The sequence below is a fragment of the Parahaliea aestuarii genome (assembly GCF_008064635.1).
GTDB lineage: Bacteria > Pseudomonadota > Gammaproteobacteria > Pseudomonadales > Halieaceae > Parahaliea > Parahaliea aestuarii.
On record NZ_VRYZ01000006.1, the window covers coordinates 84,178 to 100,031 of the forward strand.

Below are 15,854 nucleotides of genomic sequence, written 5' to 3' on the forward strand. Positions count from 1 at the left end.
TTAGGGGAAGTCTTGCAAAAGCCAGGCCGACTTCCCCGGGGGCGACCATGTTAGCCGATTGCCGCCGCGCAGAGCCAGCCGGCGACGTGCTGGACTTGTGGGCCGCAACCATTAGAATGGGCACGCTTGAACCATCAACACCCTGACAGGCCTGCACCAAACCGGCCATCACCCGCCCCAAACCGGCGCGCCCCCCGTGCGAATCAGGGCACAACTGGAATCACTATGAGCGGAAAAAGCGCATACGCCAAAGACGAACTGGTCGCCTGCGGACTCGGCGAGCTATTCGGCCCCGGCAACGCCCAACTCCCCACCGATAACATGCTGATGCTCGATCGCATTATGCATATCGCCTCAGAAGGCGGGCGGTACGGCAAGGGTGAAATCATCGCCGAACTCGACATCCATCCGGACCTCTGGTTCTTCCAGTGCCACTTCCCCGGAGACCCGGTGATGCCCGGTTGCCTCGGCCTCGACGCCATGTGGCAGCTGGTCGGTTTCTTCCTCGGCTGGCGCGGCAACCCGGGCCGCGGCCGCGCGCTGGGTTCCGGCGAAGTCAAATTTACCGGCCAGATCCTGCCCAGTGCCAGCAAGGTGACTTACCACATCCACATGAAGCGGGTCATCGAGCGCAAACTCATCATGGGTATCGCCGACGGTACTGTGGCGGTCGATGGCAAAGATATCTACCATGCTTCCGACCTGCGGGTTGGCCTGTTCAGTTCCACGGAGTCCTTCTAGGCTTATGTCCAGACGAGTAGTAGTCACCGGGCTGGGCATCGTATCCTGCCTGGGTAACGATGCACAGACCGTCACTGCAGCCCTGCGCGAGGGCCGCTCCGGCATCTCCCTGCGCCAGGAACAGATCGATATCGGCATGCGCTCGCACATTGCCGGCGCCCCCGCGATCGACCTGTCTGAACACATCGACCGCAAGCAGCTGCGCTTCATGGCAGACGCCGCCGGCTACGCCTACATTTCCATGCAGCAGGCCATTGCCGACAGCGGGCTGGAAGAGAAAGAAATCTCCCACGAGCGCACCGGCATTATCGCCGGTTCCGGCGGGGCCTCCTCCGCCAGCCAGACCGAGGCCGCCGACATCCTGCGCGAGCGCGGCCTGCGTCGGGTCGGCCCCTACCGGGTCACCCAGACCATGGGCAGCACCGTCTCTGCCTGCCTGGCCACCCCCTTCAAGATCAAGGGCGTCAACTACTCCATCTCCTCCGCCTGCTCCACCAGTGCCCATTGCATCGGCAATGCCATGGAGCAAATACAGATGGGCAAGCAGGACATCGTCTTCGCCGGCGGCGGCGAGGAACTGCACTGGACCCTGTCCAGCCTGTTTGACGCCATGGGCGCCCTGTCCACCAAGTACAACGACACCCCGGAGCGCGCCTCACGCGCCTACGACGCCGACCGCGACGGCTTCGTCATCGCCGGCGGCGGCGGCATGCTGGTACTGGAAGAGCTGGAGCACGCGAAGGCGCGCGGCGCAAAGATCTACGCCGAACTGGTGGGCTACGGCGCCACCTCCGACGGCTACGATATGGTCGCGCCCTCCGGCGAAGGCGCGGTGCGCTGCATGCGCCAGGCCCTGTCCACGGTGGAAGGTGCCGTCGATTACATCAATGCCCACGGCACCTCGACGCCGGCGGGTGATATCCAGGAATTGAAGGCGGTGCGCACGGCCTACGAGGACCGGGATCACATCCCGGTGATCGGCTCCACCAAGTCGCTGTCCGGCCACTCGCTGGGCGCGGCCGGGGTGCAGGAAGCGATCTACTCGCTGCTGATGCAGCAGGCGGGCTTTATCGCCGCTTCTGCCAATATCGAGAATCTGGATCCGGAGGCGGAGGGCCTGCCCATCGCCACCACCCGCCACGACGATGTGGACCTGCAGCGGGTGATGTCGAACAGCTTCGGCTTCGGCGGCACCAATGCGTCGCTGGTGTTTCAGAAGATGGCGGATTAAGTCTTCCATACCACCTTTTTCTGAACCTACGCTCTCTCAGTGCCCGGCACACGGGCCAGCGAGGCTCCCTGCAGGACTCTCTGAGACATGGATGTCGAAGAGAAGCCCCCATGGATGGGTTCACGGGGTGTCCTGCAGGGGTTCCCGGCCACTGGCGCCGGTCCTCGGACAAAGCTGCCCATGAACCTGGCAACCCAAGCTAAACGAGCGAGTCAAACAGAATAACGTCCAGAGGATCACCCTCCGCGACCGTCACCCCCACCGGCACCACCGCCAGCCCATCGCTATAACACACCGAACTCAACACCCCCGAACTCTGATTCGGATAGCGCCGCGCCACCAGCTCGCCGCCCTCTCGCTCCAGGCTCACCCGCAAATACTCCTGCCGTGTACCGGCACGACTCACAGCAAACCCTGCCCTGGCGGTCATCGCAATCGGCTCGACGTCGGTAAGCCCCTGCGCCCGCAGCAACCAGGGGCGCGCGATCAGGCAAAAGGTGACAAAGCTGGAGGTGGGGTTGCCCGGCAAGCCGATAAAGGGGGTGCCGCAAACCTGGCCAAAAGCCAGGGGTTTGCCGGGCTTGATGGCCAGGCGCCAGAGACTGAGTTCGCCCAGGCGCTCCACCTGGGCTTTGACGTGATCTTCTTCTCCGACGGAAACACCACCGGAGGTAATGACGCAGTCCGAGCGGCCCGCCAAATCCTGAAGCGCCGCCGCTGTGGCCGGGCCGTCATCGGGCAGTATGCCACCGTCGATCACTTCCATGCCCAGCCGCTGCAACAGGCCGGACAGCAGGTAGCGGTTGGAGTTATAGAGCTGGCCGGGGCACAGGCCGCCGGCACTGCCGGGTTCTACCAGTTCGTCACCGGTGGAAGCCACCGCCACGCGCAGGGGCCGGTAGACTTCTACCGCGGCCACGCCGATGGAGGCGAGCAGGCCCAGATCCTGGGGTCTCAGGCGGTGACCCGCCGCGAGCACGGTAGCACCGCGGGCAATATCCTGGCCGCGCGGGCGGATGTTGTCGCCGGGCGCAATGGACTCCTGTATTTGCAGCAGGCCATCCGTCTCTTTGCAGTTTTCCTGCATCACCACCGTGTCGGCACCGGGCGGCACGGGTGCGCCGGTGAAGATACGCGCTGCGGTGCCGGGTGACAGCGGCTGTGGATTGGAGCCAGCCGGAATACGCTGGCTCACTGGCAGGGACATGCCGGCATCGGCGGCGCGCAGGGCGTAACCATCCATGGCGCTGTTGTCGTCAGGGGGAACGTCGACGTCCGCCACGACGGTTTGCACCAGCACGCATCCGAGGGCATCCAGCAGCGCACGGCTCGCGGACTCCGCTACCGGCACCGCGGCCGCCAGCATCTGTGCCAGCGCATCACTCACCGGCGTGAGGGGTGTCACTCGGCGGCGCCCCTTACCCCCAGCACTCCGACAAAGTTACAGGGTCGGTGGGTGCCGTCGAGTTGCTCGCGAATCAGCCCTTCCCAGCCTGTGCGACAGGCGCCGGTGGAACCCGGCATGCAGAAGATCACAGTGTCGTTGGCAAAACCCGCCAGCGCACGCGACTGAATGGTGGAGGAACCGATTTCCTCGAAGGACAGGGCCCGGAACACCTCACCGAAACCATCGATGCTTTTATCGAACAGGGGCATCACCGCCTCCGGGGTGGAGTCGCGGCCGGAAAAGCCGGTGCCGCCGGTAACCAGCACGGCGTTCACCGATTCATCGGCAATCCAGGCGGAGAGCACAGCGCGAATCTGGTAGATGTCGTCGCGCACGATGGTTTTGTCGACAGCCCGGTGGCCAGCCTCCTCAAGGGCCGCCACCAGGTACTGGCCGGAGGTGTCGTTTTCCCCGGTGCGTGTATCCGACACCGTAAGCACTGCGATGCCGAGTGACGCCGATCCCGTTGCGGCTGCCATATCAGGACTCCGTGGATTTCAGGTTGTCAAAATAGAGTTTTACCGCATCGGCGACAAACCCCCGCCAGGGCACCTGCTTGATGGCGAAGGTATTGCGCAGGCGATTGCAGTCGAGCCTGCGGCTCAGGGTGTAGCCCGCCTCCTGCTCCCGCAGCGTCACCGCCTGGGGGCCAAACTCGGAAAACTGGGAGGCGGCCGCCAACAGCACTTCGGCAAACTCGTAGCAATGGGTGGCATCGGAACTGCCGTAGTGGAACACCCCCCAGCTATTCGCCCCGGCACTCAGCTGGTCGAGCACCCCGGAGACTACCCGGGCGGCGTCCAGCGAGGGCACCGGGCAGCCGCGCAGACTATTGTCGAGAGTGAGGGTACCCCCCTGCATCAATTGTCCCAGCATGTGGGTCATCACGTTGCGCCCGCGGTGGGAGAATACCGGCCCGAGGCGCAGCAGCAGGTGGCGTTCGCAGGTCTGGGCGACCAGTTCCTCGCCGCGCTGCAGCAGCCGGCCGATGGTCTCGCTGTTGTCGGGCACATCCTGCTCGGTGTAGGGTCGCTCCTGTTCGCCGGCGAACACCCGCGCGCTGGACAGCATCAGGTAGATGGCGCCACTGCGCTGGCAGGCCTTGGCCAGCCAGTGGCAGCGCTCCACATCGGGGTCAAAGAGCTGCTCGCCGCTGTCTACCGCCCCCTGCAGGCGGGCGTCCACCACCACATCGGGGCGGGTTCGCCGCACCGCTTTCTTGGCATGGCGCTCGCTGCGCCAGCGGCTGGCGGCGAAACCGATGGACTCGAATTCATGGCGCCCCCAGCGGCTGAGCTGTTGTTCCAGCGCATAGCCAAAGGAGGTATCGGAGCCGATCAGAAGTATGCGCACCCGCAGCTATCCCCGGTACTGGCAACGGCAGGCTTGATCAGAAGGGAATGTCGTCGTCGTAATCGGCAAAATCGTTGGGTGCACTCTGGGGTGCCTGTTGCGGCGCTTGTTGCGGGGCCCGCTGCTGCGCTGGCGCTGGACGCGAGGCCTGCTGGGGCGCTCCGCCGCCATAACTGCCACCCGGGGGCTCGCTGTATTCGCCCTGGCCGGCGCCGCGGCTGTCCAGCATCTGCATTTCACTGGCGACAATTTCGGTGGTGTAGCGATCCTGACCATCCTGGCCCTGCCACTTGCGGGTGCGCAGAGAGCCCTCCACATAGACCTTGGAGCCCTTGCGCAGGTATTCGCCGGCAATCTCCGCCAGGCGGTTGAAGAACACCACCCGGTGCCACTCGGTGCGCTCCTGGGGCTGGCCTGTCTGCTTGTCTTTCCAGCTTTCGGAAGTCGCCAGGTTGACATTGGTCACTGCGCCGCCGGAGGGCATGTAGCGGGTCTCGGGATCCTGGCCGAGATTGCCCACCAGAATGACTTTGTTCACGCCGCGTGAGGCCATGTTGCTTCCCCTGTGAAGAGCAGATGAGTAACGGTAATCGAGCCGGAGACTATAACAATCACACCCGCCGATTGCGACAGGCAAAGGCGGTCATACGCCTTCCAATGCGGCCTTTCAGCCCCGCAATGCAGCCAGCGCCGCGGAGCCACTGCGCCACAACTGGCGGCGCCAGCGCGGGGCGCCGCCGGCGCAGGCCGACTCCTCCCAGCCCAGGACTTTGTCGGTGGCCTTGTACACCAGCCAGCGCAGCGGTTCCGGCTCCCAGTGCCGCAGTGCTGCGGCCGGCAGGCCGCGGTGGGCCCAGGGCATGCCGGCCAGCTCACTGTCGCGCCCCAGCACCAGGTCCGCGAGGGTGCGCGCCATGAGGTTAGAGGCGCCAACCCCCTCACCGAGATAGCCGCCAGCGGTACCGAAACCGCTGGCGGTATCAAACACGGCGTGGGGGCATGCGCGCCGGGGAATACCGAGGGTACCCCCCCAGCAGTGGCTCACAGCCACATCCTCCAGTTGCGGCAGACAGGCGCGCATCAGGCGAGCTATACCGGTAAAGGCCTCGCCATCGGCGCTGAAATCCGCCCGCGGTTCCCCACCAAAGCGGTAGCTGCCGCGGGAGCCGAACACCAGGCGATTGTCCGCTCGCCGCTGGGCATAGGTGATCAGCGGACTGGCATCGGAGAACACCTCGTAGCGGGCCAGCCCGATGTCCGTCCACTGGGCCTCGCTCAAGGGCTCGGTGGCCAGCACCCGGCTCTGCACGGGCAGCACGTGGTGTCGCTGGGCCGGCAGGTTCCAGCTGAAGCCCTCCACCGCCATCAAGCGCACCGGGGCGCGCACCGCGCCCTGCTCGCTCTGCAGCCACCCTGCGGCCAGGCCCGTCACCGGGCTGTGTTCAAAGATATCCACCCCCAGGGCGCTCACGCTGTCCGCCAGGCCCCGGGCCAGCCTGGCCGGATGAATACGGGCGATGTGCGGGGTATAAATGGCGCCGAGAGGATTGTTCAGACGCAGACGCCCTGCCAGTTCCTCGCCGTCCAGCCAGCGGTAGTCGGCTTCACTGTAGCCAAGGGCGCGATAGTGCTCGAGATGGGCGCGCTGTGTGGCGAGCTGTTCAGGATAGCGGGCCGCGGCAAACAGGCCGCCACCGCGCCGGTAGTCGCAATCGATGCTCTCCCGGGCCAGTACCGCTTCCACTTCCGGCAGAATCCCGAGGATGGCCTCGCGGGCGAGCTGGCGGGCCTCCTCGTCGAGACCGGCCAGCAACCTGGCCTCCCCCTCCACCGCCGCCATCATCCAGCCGCCGTTACGGCCGGAGGCGCCGAAACCACAGATATCGCGCTCCAGCACACAAATACGGAGAGACGGTTGCAGGCGTTTCAGATAATAGGCCGTCCACAGGCCGGTATAGCCACCGCCGGCAATGGCGACGTCGTAATCGCGCTCGCCAAGCAAAGCCGGGCGCGGGGTCAGCGGGCCCAGTTCCGCCATCCACAGGCTGATATCAGGAAACTGTGGCGCGGCGCTGCTCACGGGTGTGGCATTTCCCCCTTGGCGCTCTCCACAGCGTCGCCGCCACCGGCACAGGCCATGCGCGGCAGCGCCAGCAGCAGCCAGCCCAGCACCAGGGCGAGACACAGCAGCAACAGGGCGTGTGCGCCCCACCACTGCAGCAGGATGCCTCCCAGCGCACCGCCGGCAAAGGCGCCGAGAAACTGGCAGGTGGCGTAGAGACCGAGTGCGGTACCGCGGCCGCGGGGGGCAACGGATTTGCTCACCAGCGAAGGCAGAGTTGCCTCCAGGTAGTTAAAGCCGATAAAAAACAGCCACAGGCCGAGCCAGACCAAGAGGCTTTGTGGCGGCGCCACCAACAGCGACAGTGCCAGCGACAACAGCATCAGGCCCATCGCAAAGGCCGCCCGCGGGCGGCCACCACGCTCGGCCCAGCGCATCAGCGGCACCACTCCCAGCAGGGACAGCAACACCACCGCAAGGTAGACCTGCCAGTGGCTTTCACGCGCCAACGACAGCACCTCTTGCAACATCCCGGGAATGACCAGGAAGGCCGCCATCAGGGTGAAATGCAGAATGAATACGCCGGCGTTGAGACGCAGCAGTTCAGCATCGGCAAGACTGCGCAGGATGAGGTTGCCGCGGGCGCCGACAGCATCGTGCTCCCGCGCCGGCGCCGACGCCGGCACGACAAACAGCACAACAGCGATACCGCACAGGGCCAGGGCTACGGTGAGGTAGAACACCGCCGACAAACCGCCCCAGGCCGCCACCAGCGGTCCGATCACCAGGGCGAGGGTAAAAGCCAGGCCAATGCTGGCACCGACGACGGCCATGGCCTTGGTGCGCTGCTCGTCGCGGGTCTGGTCCGCCACCAGGGCCATCACGGTGCCGGCGATGGCGCCGGCACCCTGCAGGGCGCGGCCGAGGATCACACCCGACAGGGACTCCGCCATAGCAGCTACCAGGCTGCCCAGGGCAAACAGCAGCAGGCCGCCAACTATTACCGGGCGGCGGCCGATGCGGTCCGACAGCCAGCCCAGGGGAATCTGCAACAGGGCCTGGCTGAGGCCGTAGATACCGAGGGCCAGGCCGATCAGCGCGGGGGTCGCACCGCGCAGATCGGTGGCATAGACGGCCAGCAGTGGCAGGACCATAAACAGGCCCAGCATGCGGAAACTGTAGAGCAGAGCGAGCGCGGAAACAGTGCGCCGCTCAAGGGCATTCATCGGTTGGCGGGTAATCACGGACAACGTCTTTCCTTTAGGCGCGGTTATGGTAGCAGCTATGCCAGGAGGGCACATCCACCCAATTGCCAGCCCCGGCCTTTGAGTCTATAGTTGATCGTTTCGAGGCAGCCAACCGCTGCCTTTTTTGCTTTTATACGCCTTCTACATTCACACAACAGAGGAACCAGCTGTGGCCGTGCCAGCCCCCGCACCCGCCGTCGAAGCGGTATCAGCCCTGATGCCCACCTACGCCAGACTGCCCGTGAGCTTCGTGCGCGGCGAAGGCATCTACCTGTTCGACAGCGAGGGCCGACGCTACATGGATGCCATCGCCGGCATCGGGGTCAACGCCCTCGGTCACGCCCACCCGGCGCTGGTCGCTGCGGTGCAGGAACAGGCGGCCAAGCTGATTCACACCTCAAACCTCTACCACATCAACGAACAGGAGGCGCTGGCCGCCAACCTGACCGGCGTGGCGGGCATGGAGAGCTGCTTTTTCGGCAACTCCGGCGCCGAGGCCAACGAAGCCGCCATAAAACTGGCGCGACTCTACGGCCACCAGCGCGGCGTGGACAAGCCCGCCATCATCGTCATGGAGCGCTCTTTCCACGGCCGCACCCTGGCCACCCTCAGCGCCACCGGCAACCGCAAGATCCAGGCCGGCTTCGAACCGCTGGTGAGCGGCTTTGTGCGCGCCCCCATGAACGACATCCAGGCCCTGCGCCAGATCGCCACCAACAACCCCGATGTGGTGGCGGTACTGCTGGAGCCCATCCAGGGAGAGGGCGGCCTGCACCCGGCCGACACCGACTACCTGCAGGCCGTGCGCGCACTGTGCGACAACCAGCAGTGGCTGCTGATGCTGGACGAGGTGCAGACCGGCAACGGTCGTACCGGCAGCTACTTCGCCTACCAGCAGCTGGGTTTCACCCCGGATGTGGTCACCACCGCCAAGGGGCTCGGCAACGGCCTGCCCATCGGCGCCTGCCTGGCCCGGGGCGAAGCCGCCCGTATCTTCTGCGCCGGCCACCACGGCTCCACCTACGGCGGCAATCCGCTGGTATGCGCCGCCGCCAACACGGTGGTGAACACCATTGTGAATGAAGGACTGGCGCAGCAGGCGGCACAGCGCGGCGAGCAACTGCGCGCCGCGCTGGCGCGGGAACTGGCCGACGACGACCGGGTGGTGGACATTCGCGGCCGCGGCCTGATGGTGGGCGTGGAACTGAACCGGGACTGTGGCGCGCTGGTCGGCCTGGCCCTGCAGGAGGGTCTGCTGATCAACGTCACCGCCGGCAACGTCCTGCGCCTGCTGCCGCCGCTGATCATCAGTGAAACCCAGGTCGACGAACTGGCTGCCGCCATCGGCAAGCTGCTGCGCGCCTACGCCTGACCCCGGGCACCCAACACGACACGCAACGAGACAAGTAAAGAGATTCGCCATGGCCCAGGTACGCCACTTCCTCACCCTCCAGGACTTCAGCCCGAGTGAGCTGCATTCAGTGCTGGAGCGCGCCATCGAGATGAAAAAGGAACACCGCGAGGGTCGCGACCAGCGCCAGTTCCCGGGCAGCGTGCTGGCCATGATCTTTGCCAAGTCCTCCACCCGCACCCGGGTCTCCTTCGAGGCCGGCATGGCCCAGCTCGGCGGCCACGCCATGTTCCTGTCGCCCAGCGACACCCAGCTGGGCCGCGGCGAACCGGTGGAGGACAGCGCCCGGGTGATCTCCTCGATGGTGGACATCGTGATGATCCGCACCTTCGGCCACGACATTGTCGAGCGCTTTGCCGCCCACTCCAGCGTGCCGGTAATCAATGCCCTCACCGACGACTTCCACCCCTGCCAGCTGCTGGCGGACATGCAGACTTACCTCGAACACCGCGGCAGCATCGCCGGCAAGACCGTGTGCTGGGTGGGGGATGGCAACAATATGTGCCAGTCCTACATCAATGCCGCCGAGCGCTTTGACTTCCAGCTGCGCATCGCCTGCCCGGCCGGCTACGAACCGGATGCGGCACTGCTGGCCCGGCACGCGGACCGCGCTGTGGTCGTGCACGACCCACGCGAGGCCGCTGCGGGCGCCGACCTGCTGGTCACCGACGTGTGGGCCTCCATGGGCCAGGAGGACGAGCAGCGTGAGCGCGCCGCCCGCTTCGCCCCCTACCAGGTGAACCGCGAGCTGATGGACCTGGCCGCGCCCGATGCCCTCTATATGCACTGCCTGCCCGCCCACCGCGGCGAGGAAATCAGCGCCGAGCTGATGGACGCCCCCGACTCCGTCATCTGGGACGAGGCGGAAAACCGCCTGCACGCCCAGAAGGCGCTGATGGAGTTCCTGCTCAAGGCCAGCCGCTGAACAGCGGCCGGCCAGTAAATAACCAGCCCGTCTATACAATCTCCTTTTAATGAAAAATAAATACAACGGAAACAATCCGTCGCAACCCCCCTGCCCCGGCCCTCGCCCCGCGTAATTGGCGGGCTGACAGGTAAGTGGGCACAGACCTCTGCACTACCCACAAGTTATCCACAGAATAAACCCACGCTCGTACCCTTGAACTACCCCGCCACTCGCATTATCTTGTAGGCAACTCAGCACTAAACCCCAAGATATAGGGTGCCACTGTTGAAATTTGCACCACATCGGCCTCCCGAGCAGTTCGAAGAGCGCCGCCGCGGTGCAGGGCGTGCAGGCTGGCAAGCAGCCCGACACCCCACCGGACCCGACGCCACCGGCCGCGGCATTGTGCCAGGCCAGAAGATAACGTCGGGCCGGACACCGGACACGGAGAGAACGTAGGGAGCGCAACGCCGGAGCAGACCGGCGGGCACAATCAGGGGAAGGCCGGCGGCCATCAGGCGTGCCGCCAACGCGGGTCGGCGCCCGGGGCGCCGCCGTCAGACCAACACCTCCCTCCTCCCGACAATCCTGGCCGCGGCGCCCCTCCAGGGGCATCGGCAGCCAGTGGTTCCCCGCACAGGGCGAAAGCGGTAAACCGACGACAGACAAGGCAGCGGTAAGCCGACAACAACAAACAGTCAACGGGCGACCGGCAGCGGGCGACCGGAAACAACGAGTTGCGTTCACGGTCCAGACATACAGGTCAGACACAGGCGCAGGCCATCCACATCGGAGCAATTATGCAGACAGAAACCAGCCCCAGCGGTCGCAAGGCCGACTCCCCCGTCACCCCGCGCGAAGACAGCGGCGTCAGCGCCAATATCGCGGCCACTGCCCCCGGCCAGCTGCGCGTCATCAAGCGCAACGGCACCGTGGTGTCCTTCGAGGCGAGCAAGATCTCGGTGGCCATCACCAAGGCCTTCCTGGCGGTGGAGGGCGGTACTGCAGCCGCCTCCAGCCGCATTCACGAGACGGTAGCCAAGCTGACCGAGCAGGTCGCCGGCACCTTCCTGCGCCGCATGCCCTCCGGCGGCACCGTGCACATCGAAGATATCCAGGATCAGGTGGAACTGGCCCTGATGCGCGCCGGCGAGCACAAGATCGCCCGCGACTACGTGATCTACCGGGAAGAGCAGTCGCGCAAGCGCGCCGCCCGCCAGGCCCTGTCCCCGGCCACCCAGAAGGCCGCCGGCGGCATTACCGTGATCCAGCCCGACGGCAGCCGCGCCCCGCTGGACATCGAGCGCCTGCACACCATCGTCTCCGAGGCCTGCGCCGACCTGTCCGATGTCAGCGAGACCCGCATCCTCGATGAAGCCCTGAAAAACCTCTACGACGGGGTGACCGCCACCGAGCTGTCCACGTCCCTGGTCATCACCGCCCGCACCCTGATCGAGCAGGAGCCCAACTACAGCTACGTCGCCGCCCGTCTGCTCTGCGACAACCTGCGCGCCGAGGCCCTGAACTTCCTGGGCGTGGCCGAATCTGCCACCCAGGCAGACATGGATCGCTTCTACGCCGAGGCCCTGCCCGCCTATGTACAGCGCGGTGTGGAACTGGAACTGGTCTCCCCGCAGCTGGCCGACTTCGACCTGGAGCGCCTGGGCCAGGCCCTGCTGCCCGAGCGCGACCTGCAGTTCACCTACCTCGGCCTGCAGACCCTCTACGACCGCTACTTCATCCACAGCGAAGAGACCCGCATTGAGCTGCCGCAGATCTTCTTCATGCGTGTGGCCATGGGCCTGGCGGTGGAAGAAGACGACAAGAACGCCCGCGCCATCGAGTTCTACGAGCTGCTGTCGTCCTTCGACTACATGAGCTCCACCCCGACCCTGTTCAATGCCGGCACCCTGCGCCCGCAGCTGTCCTCCTGCTACCTGACCACGGTGCCGGACGACCTGCGCGGCATCTACGGCGCCATCCAGGACAACGCCATGCTGAGCAAATTCGCCGGCGGCCTGGGCAACGACTGGACGCCGGTGCGCGGCCTCGGCTCCTACATCAAGGGCACCAACGGCAAGTCCCAGGGCGTGGTGCCCTTCCTGAAAGTGGTCAACGACACCGCCGTGGCCGTGAACCAGGGCGGCAAGCGCAAGGGCGCGGTCTGCGCCTACCTCGAAACCTGGCACATGGACATCGAGGAATTTGTCGAGCTGCGCAAGAACACCGGCGACGACCGCCGCCGCACCCACGACATGAACACCGCCAACTGGATTCCCGACCTGTTCATGAAGCGGGTATTCGACGACGGCGAGTGGACCCTGTTCTCGCCCAACGACGTGCCCGACCTGCACGACCTCTACGGCACCGCCTTCGAAGAGCGCTACACCCACTACGAAGAGCAGGCCCGCGCCGGCAAGCTGAAGCTGCACAAGACCGTGCGCGCCCAGAACCTGTGGCGCAAGATGCTCGGCATGCTGTTCGAGACCGGCCACCCCTGGATGACCTTCAAGGACCCCTGCAACCTGCGCAGCCCGCAGCAGCACGTGGGCGTGGTGCACTCCTCCAACCTGTGCACCGAGATCACCCTCAACACCAAGGCCAACGAAGAGATCGCCGTGTGCAACCTGGGCTCGGTCAACCTGCCCCAGCACATCGACGAGAATGGCCTCAACCTGGAGAAGCTGGAGAAAACCGTGCGCACCGCGGTACGCATGCTGGATAACGTGATCGACATCAACTACTACTCCGTCGACACCGCGCAGAACTCCAACTTCAAGCACCGCCCGGTGGGCCTCGGCCTGATGGGCTTCCAGGACGCCCTGTACAAGCAGCACATTGCCTACGGTTCCGACGATGCGGTGACCTTCGCCGACCGCTCCATGGAAGCTATCAGCTACTTTGCCATCGAGGCCTCCAGCCAGCTGGCCGCCGAACGCGGCAGCTACTCCAGCTACGAGGGCTCCCTGTGGAGCCAGGGCATCTTCCCCATCGATTCCCTGGACATCCTGGAGAAGCAGCGCGGCGCCGACTACATCAGCATCAACCGCGATGCGACCCTGGACTGGGACAGCCTGCGCGCCACCGTGAAGGCCCAGGGCATGCGCAACTCCAATGTGATGGCGATCGCGCCCACCGCGACCATTGCCAACATCACCGGGGTGTCGCAGTCCATCGAGCCCACGTACCAGAACCTGTACGTGAAATCGAACCTGTCCGGCGAGTTTACCGTGGTCAACCCCTACCTGGTGCGCGACCTCAAGGCGCGCAAACTGTGGGACGGGGTGATGGTCAACGACCTCAAGTACTACGACGGCAGCGTGCAGAGCGTTGACCGCGTACCGGCGGACCTGAAGGCTATCTACGCCACCGCCTTCGAGGTGGAGCCGCGCTGGCTGGTGGACGCCGCGGCGCGGCGCCAGAAGTGGATCGACCAGGCCCAGTCACTGAACCTGTACATCAACAACGCCAACGGCAAGAAACTCGACATCACCTACCGCATGGCGTGGTTCAGCGGCCTCAAGACCACCTACTACCTGCGCTCACTGGCGGCGACCGGCACCGAGAAGTCCACCATCAGCACCGGCAACCTGAACGCCGTCTCCGCTGAACAGAGCGGCGGCCCGGCCCCCGTGCCCGCGGCCTGCTCGCTGGACGATCCCGACTGCGAGGCCTGCCAGTAAGGCGGGCCCTGCCCCACGGACAAAAGCCGACACGGACAGAACAAGACAGAGAATTCAGGAGACAGAAACACAATGCTGAACTGGGACGACTACCACAAGGAAGAGAGCACCAACACCAAGCGGACGGCACCGCCGGTACAGAAGGCCGCGGCCGAACCGGCCCCGGCGAAGGCTGAGCCCGCCGCTGCACCGCAGGCGGAAGCCGCGCTCAAAGCGCCTGCCAGCAGGGGTGAAGCTGTGCCGCCGGAAGTGGCGGCTGACAATATCGCCGCAGCCGCTCGCGCGGTGGAAAGCCTGGATGTAGCCCCCGGCCTGGAAGAGCTGGAAATGGGTGCCGCCCGGGTCTCCGTCGACGAAAAGGCGATGATCAACTGCCGCGCCGACCTCAACCAGCTGGTGCCCTTCAAATACGACTGGGCCTGGCAGAAATACCTGGACGGCTGCGCCAACCACTGGATGCCCCAGGAAATCAACATGACTGCCGACGTGGCCACCTGGAAGAGCCCGGAAGGGCTGTCCGAGGACGAGCGCCGTATCGTCAAGCGCAGCCTGGGCTATTTCTCCACCGCCGACTCGCTGGTGGCCAACAACCTGGTGCTGGGCATCTACCGCCTGATCACCAACCCCGAATGCCGCCAGTACCTGCTGCGCCAGGCCTTCGAGGAAGCCATCCACACCCACGCCTACCAGTACTGCATCGAGTCGCTGGGCATGGACGAGGGCGAGGTCTTCAACATGTACCGGGAAGTGCCCTCGGTTGCCAAGAAAGCGACCTGGAGCCTGTCCCACACCCACCATTTGTCGGACCCGACCTTCAAAACCGGTACGGTGGAAGACGACCAGACCCTGCTGCGCAACCTGATCGGCTTCTACGCCGTGACCGAGGGTATCTTCTTCTACTGCGGCTTTACCCAGATCCTGTCAATGGGTCGCCGCAACAAGATGACCGGCGTGGCGGAACAGTTCCAGTACATCCTGCGCGACGAGTCCATGCACCTGAACTTCGGCATCGACGTGATCAACCAGATCAAGCTGGAAAACCCCCACCTGTGGACCGATGCCTTCAAGCAGGAAGTGATCCAGATGATCCTGGAGGGCACCCAGCTGGAAATCGAATACGCGCGCGACACCATGCCGCGGGGCGTACTGGGCATGAACGCGGCCATGATGGAGGAGTACCTGCACTTCATCGCCAACCGCCGCCTGTCGCAGTTGGGCCTGCCCGAGCAGTTCCCCGGCGCGGCCAATCCCTTCCCGTGGATGAGCGAGATCATGGACCTGCGCAAGGAGAAGAACTTCTTCGAGACCCGGGTCATCGAGTACCAGACTGGCGGCGCCCTGAGTTGGGATTAATGGGGCCTGCCAGGCAACCGGCCCGGCGCCCTGCGCGCCGGGCGCTACACCAGAGTGAAACAGCCGTATCCAATAACAGGCAGCAACGAGGGACCAGCAATGGATGACCGCGACAAAACGCCCAAGGATAGCGAAACGGTACTGATGGCGCTGGATCAGATCAGCCAGACCATTGATGTGATGACCAGTGTGGTCGGCCGCCTGCGTACCTACGTGCAGGAAGAGGCCGCCAGTGCCGGCAAGCAACCCAGCCTGCAGGAAGAGATGCGGCCGGATCGCGTACTGCACTGACCGCCGACTCCGCTCGCTGGCGCCGTCCCCCGGCGCCGCTTAACAGCCCCCGCCATCCGGGGGCTGTCAGCCCATCTCTCTCATGAATTCGCACACTGCGCCAGACTGCCCACATTGGTGAGTGCGGC

General features: G+C 65.2%; 13 protein-coding genes. 7 read left to right on the plus strand and 6 right to left on the minus strand.

The window, feature by feature from the left end; all coding sequences use genetic code 11:
• Positions 1-225: 225 nt before the first annotated feature.
• Together fabA and fabB are read left to right on the plus strand one after the other, a co-directional pair.
• On the plus strand, positions 226-741 hold the full coding sequence (gene fabA, locus FVW59_RS13730) for a 3-hydroxyacyl-[acyl-carrier-protein] dehydratase FabA (RefSeq protein WP_148064928.1): 516 nt from the start codon (positions 226-228) through the stop codon (positions 739-741).
• A gap of 4 nt (positions 742-745) precedes the next feature.
• The gene (gene fabB / locus FVW59_RS13735; RefSeq protein WP_148064929.1) at positions 746-1,972 is read left to right on the plus strand and encodes a beta-ketoacyl-ACP synthase I; all 1,227 of its coding nucleotides are present in this window, start codon (positions 746-748) and stop codon (positions 1,970-1,972) included.
• A 199-nt stretch (positions 1,973-2,171) separates the two neighbouring features.
• Here the strand turns inward: fabB and FVW59_RS13740 are convergent, their stop codons facing one another.
• From FVW59_RS13740 to FVW59_RS13765, 6 genes are all read right to left on the minus strand, one after another.
• Positions 2,172-3,377: a molybdopterin molybdotransferase MoeA gene (locus tag FVW59_RS13740; protein WP_148064930.1), complete on the minus strand. Its 1,206-nt coding sequence runs from the start codon at positions 3,375-3,377 to the stop codon at positions 2,172-2,174.
• Positions 3,374-3,898, minus strand: a complete 525-nt coding sequence (gene moaB, locus FVW59_RS13745) for a molybdenum cofactor biosynthesis protein B (protein ID WP_148064931.1) — start codon at positions 3,896-3,898, stop codon at positions 3,374-3,376. Before moaB ends, FVW59_RS13740 begins: the two co-directional genes overlap by 4 nt.
• Before the next feature lies 1 nt (position 3,899).
• Positions 3,900-4,772, minus strand: coding sequence for a sugar nucleotide-binding protein (locus FVW59_RS13750; RefSeq protein ID WP_187275887.1), 873 nt, complete (start codon positions 4,770-4,772; stop codon positions 3,900-3,902).
• 37 nt (positions 4,773-4,809) lie between these two features.
• Positions 4,810-5,325: a single-stranded DNA-binding protein gene (gene ssb / locus FVW59_RS13755; RefSeq protein ID WP_148064933.1), complete on the minus strand. Its 516-nt coding sequence runs from the start codon at positions 5,323-5,325 to the stop codon at positions 4,810-4,812.
• 114 nt (positions 5,326-5,439) lie between these two features.
• On the minus strand, positions 5,440-6,852 hold the full coding sequence (locus FVW59_RS13760) for an NAD(P)/FAD-dependent oxidoreductase (protein ID WP_222711518.1): 1,413 nt from the start codon (positions 6,850-6,852) through the stop codon (positions 5,440-5,442).
• Positions 6,849-8,078: an MFS transporter gene (locus FVW59_RS13765; RefSeq protein WP_246139741.1), complete on the minus strand. Its 1,230-nt coding sequence runs from the start codon at positions 8,076-8,078 to the stop codon at positions 6,849-6,851. The genes FVW59_RS13760 and FVW59_RS13765 overlap by 4 nt, the downstream gene beginning before the upstream one ends.
• A 220-nt stretch (positions 8,079-8,298) precedes the next feature.
• Here FVW59_RS13765 and FVW59_RS13770 point away from each other — a divergent pair, with 220 nt between their 5' ends.
• From FVW59_RS13770 to FVW59_RS13790, 5 genes are all read left to right on the plus strand, one after another.
• The gene (locus tag FVW59_RS13770) at positions 8,299-9,453 is read left to right on the plus strand and encodes an aspartate aminotransferase family protein (protein WP_148065171.1); all 1,155 of its coding nucleotides are present in this window, start codon (positions 8,299-8,301) and stop codon (positions 9,451-9,453) included.
• Between the two features lie 49 nt (positions 9,454-9,502).
• On the plus strand, positions 9,503-10,417 hold the full coding sequence (argF, locus tag FVW59_RS13775) for an ornithine carbamoyltransferase (protein WP_148064934.1): 915 nt from the start codon (positions 9,503-9,505) through the stop codon (positions 10,415-10,417).
• A gap of 782 nt (positions 10,418-11,199) precedes the next feature.
• The gene (locus tag FVW59_RS13780) at positions 11,200-14,082 is read left to right on the plus strand and encodes a ribonucleoside-diphosphate reductase subunit alpha (RefSeq protein ID WP_148064935.1); all 2,883 of its coding nucleotides are present in this window, start codon (positions 11,200-11,202) and stop codon (positions 14,080-14,082) included.
• 72 nt (positions 14,083-14,154) lie between these two features.
• On the plus strand, positions 14,155-15,435 hold the full coding sequence (locus FVW59_RS13785) for a ribonucleotide-diphosphate reductase subunit beta (protein ID WP_148064936.1): 1,281 nt from the start codon (positions 14,155-14,157) through the stop codon (positions 15,433-15,435).
• Between the two features lie 99 nt (positions 15,436-15,534).
• On the plus strand, positions 15,535-15,726 hold the full coding sequence (locus tag FVW59_RS13790) for a hypothetical protein (RefSeq protein ID WP_148064937.1): 192 nt from the start codon (positions 15,535-15,537) through the stop codon (positions 15,724-15,726).
• Positions 15,727-15,854: the final 128 nt, after the last annotated feature.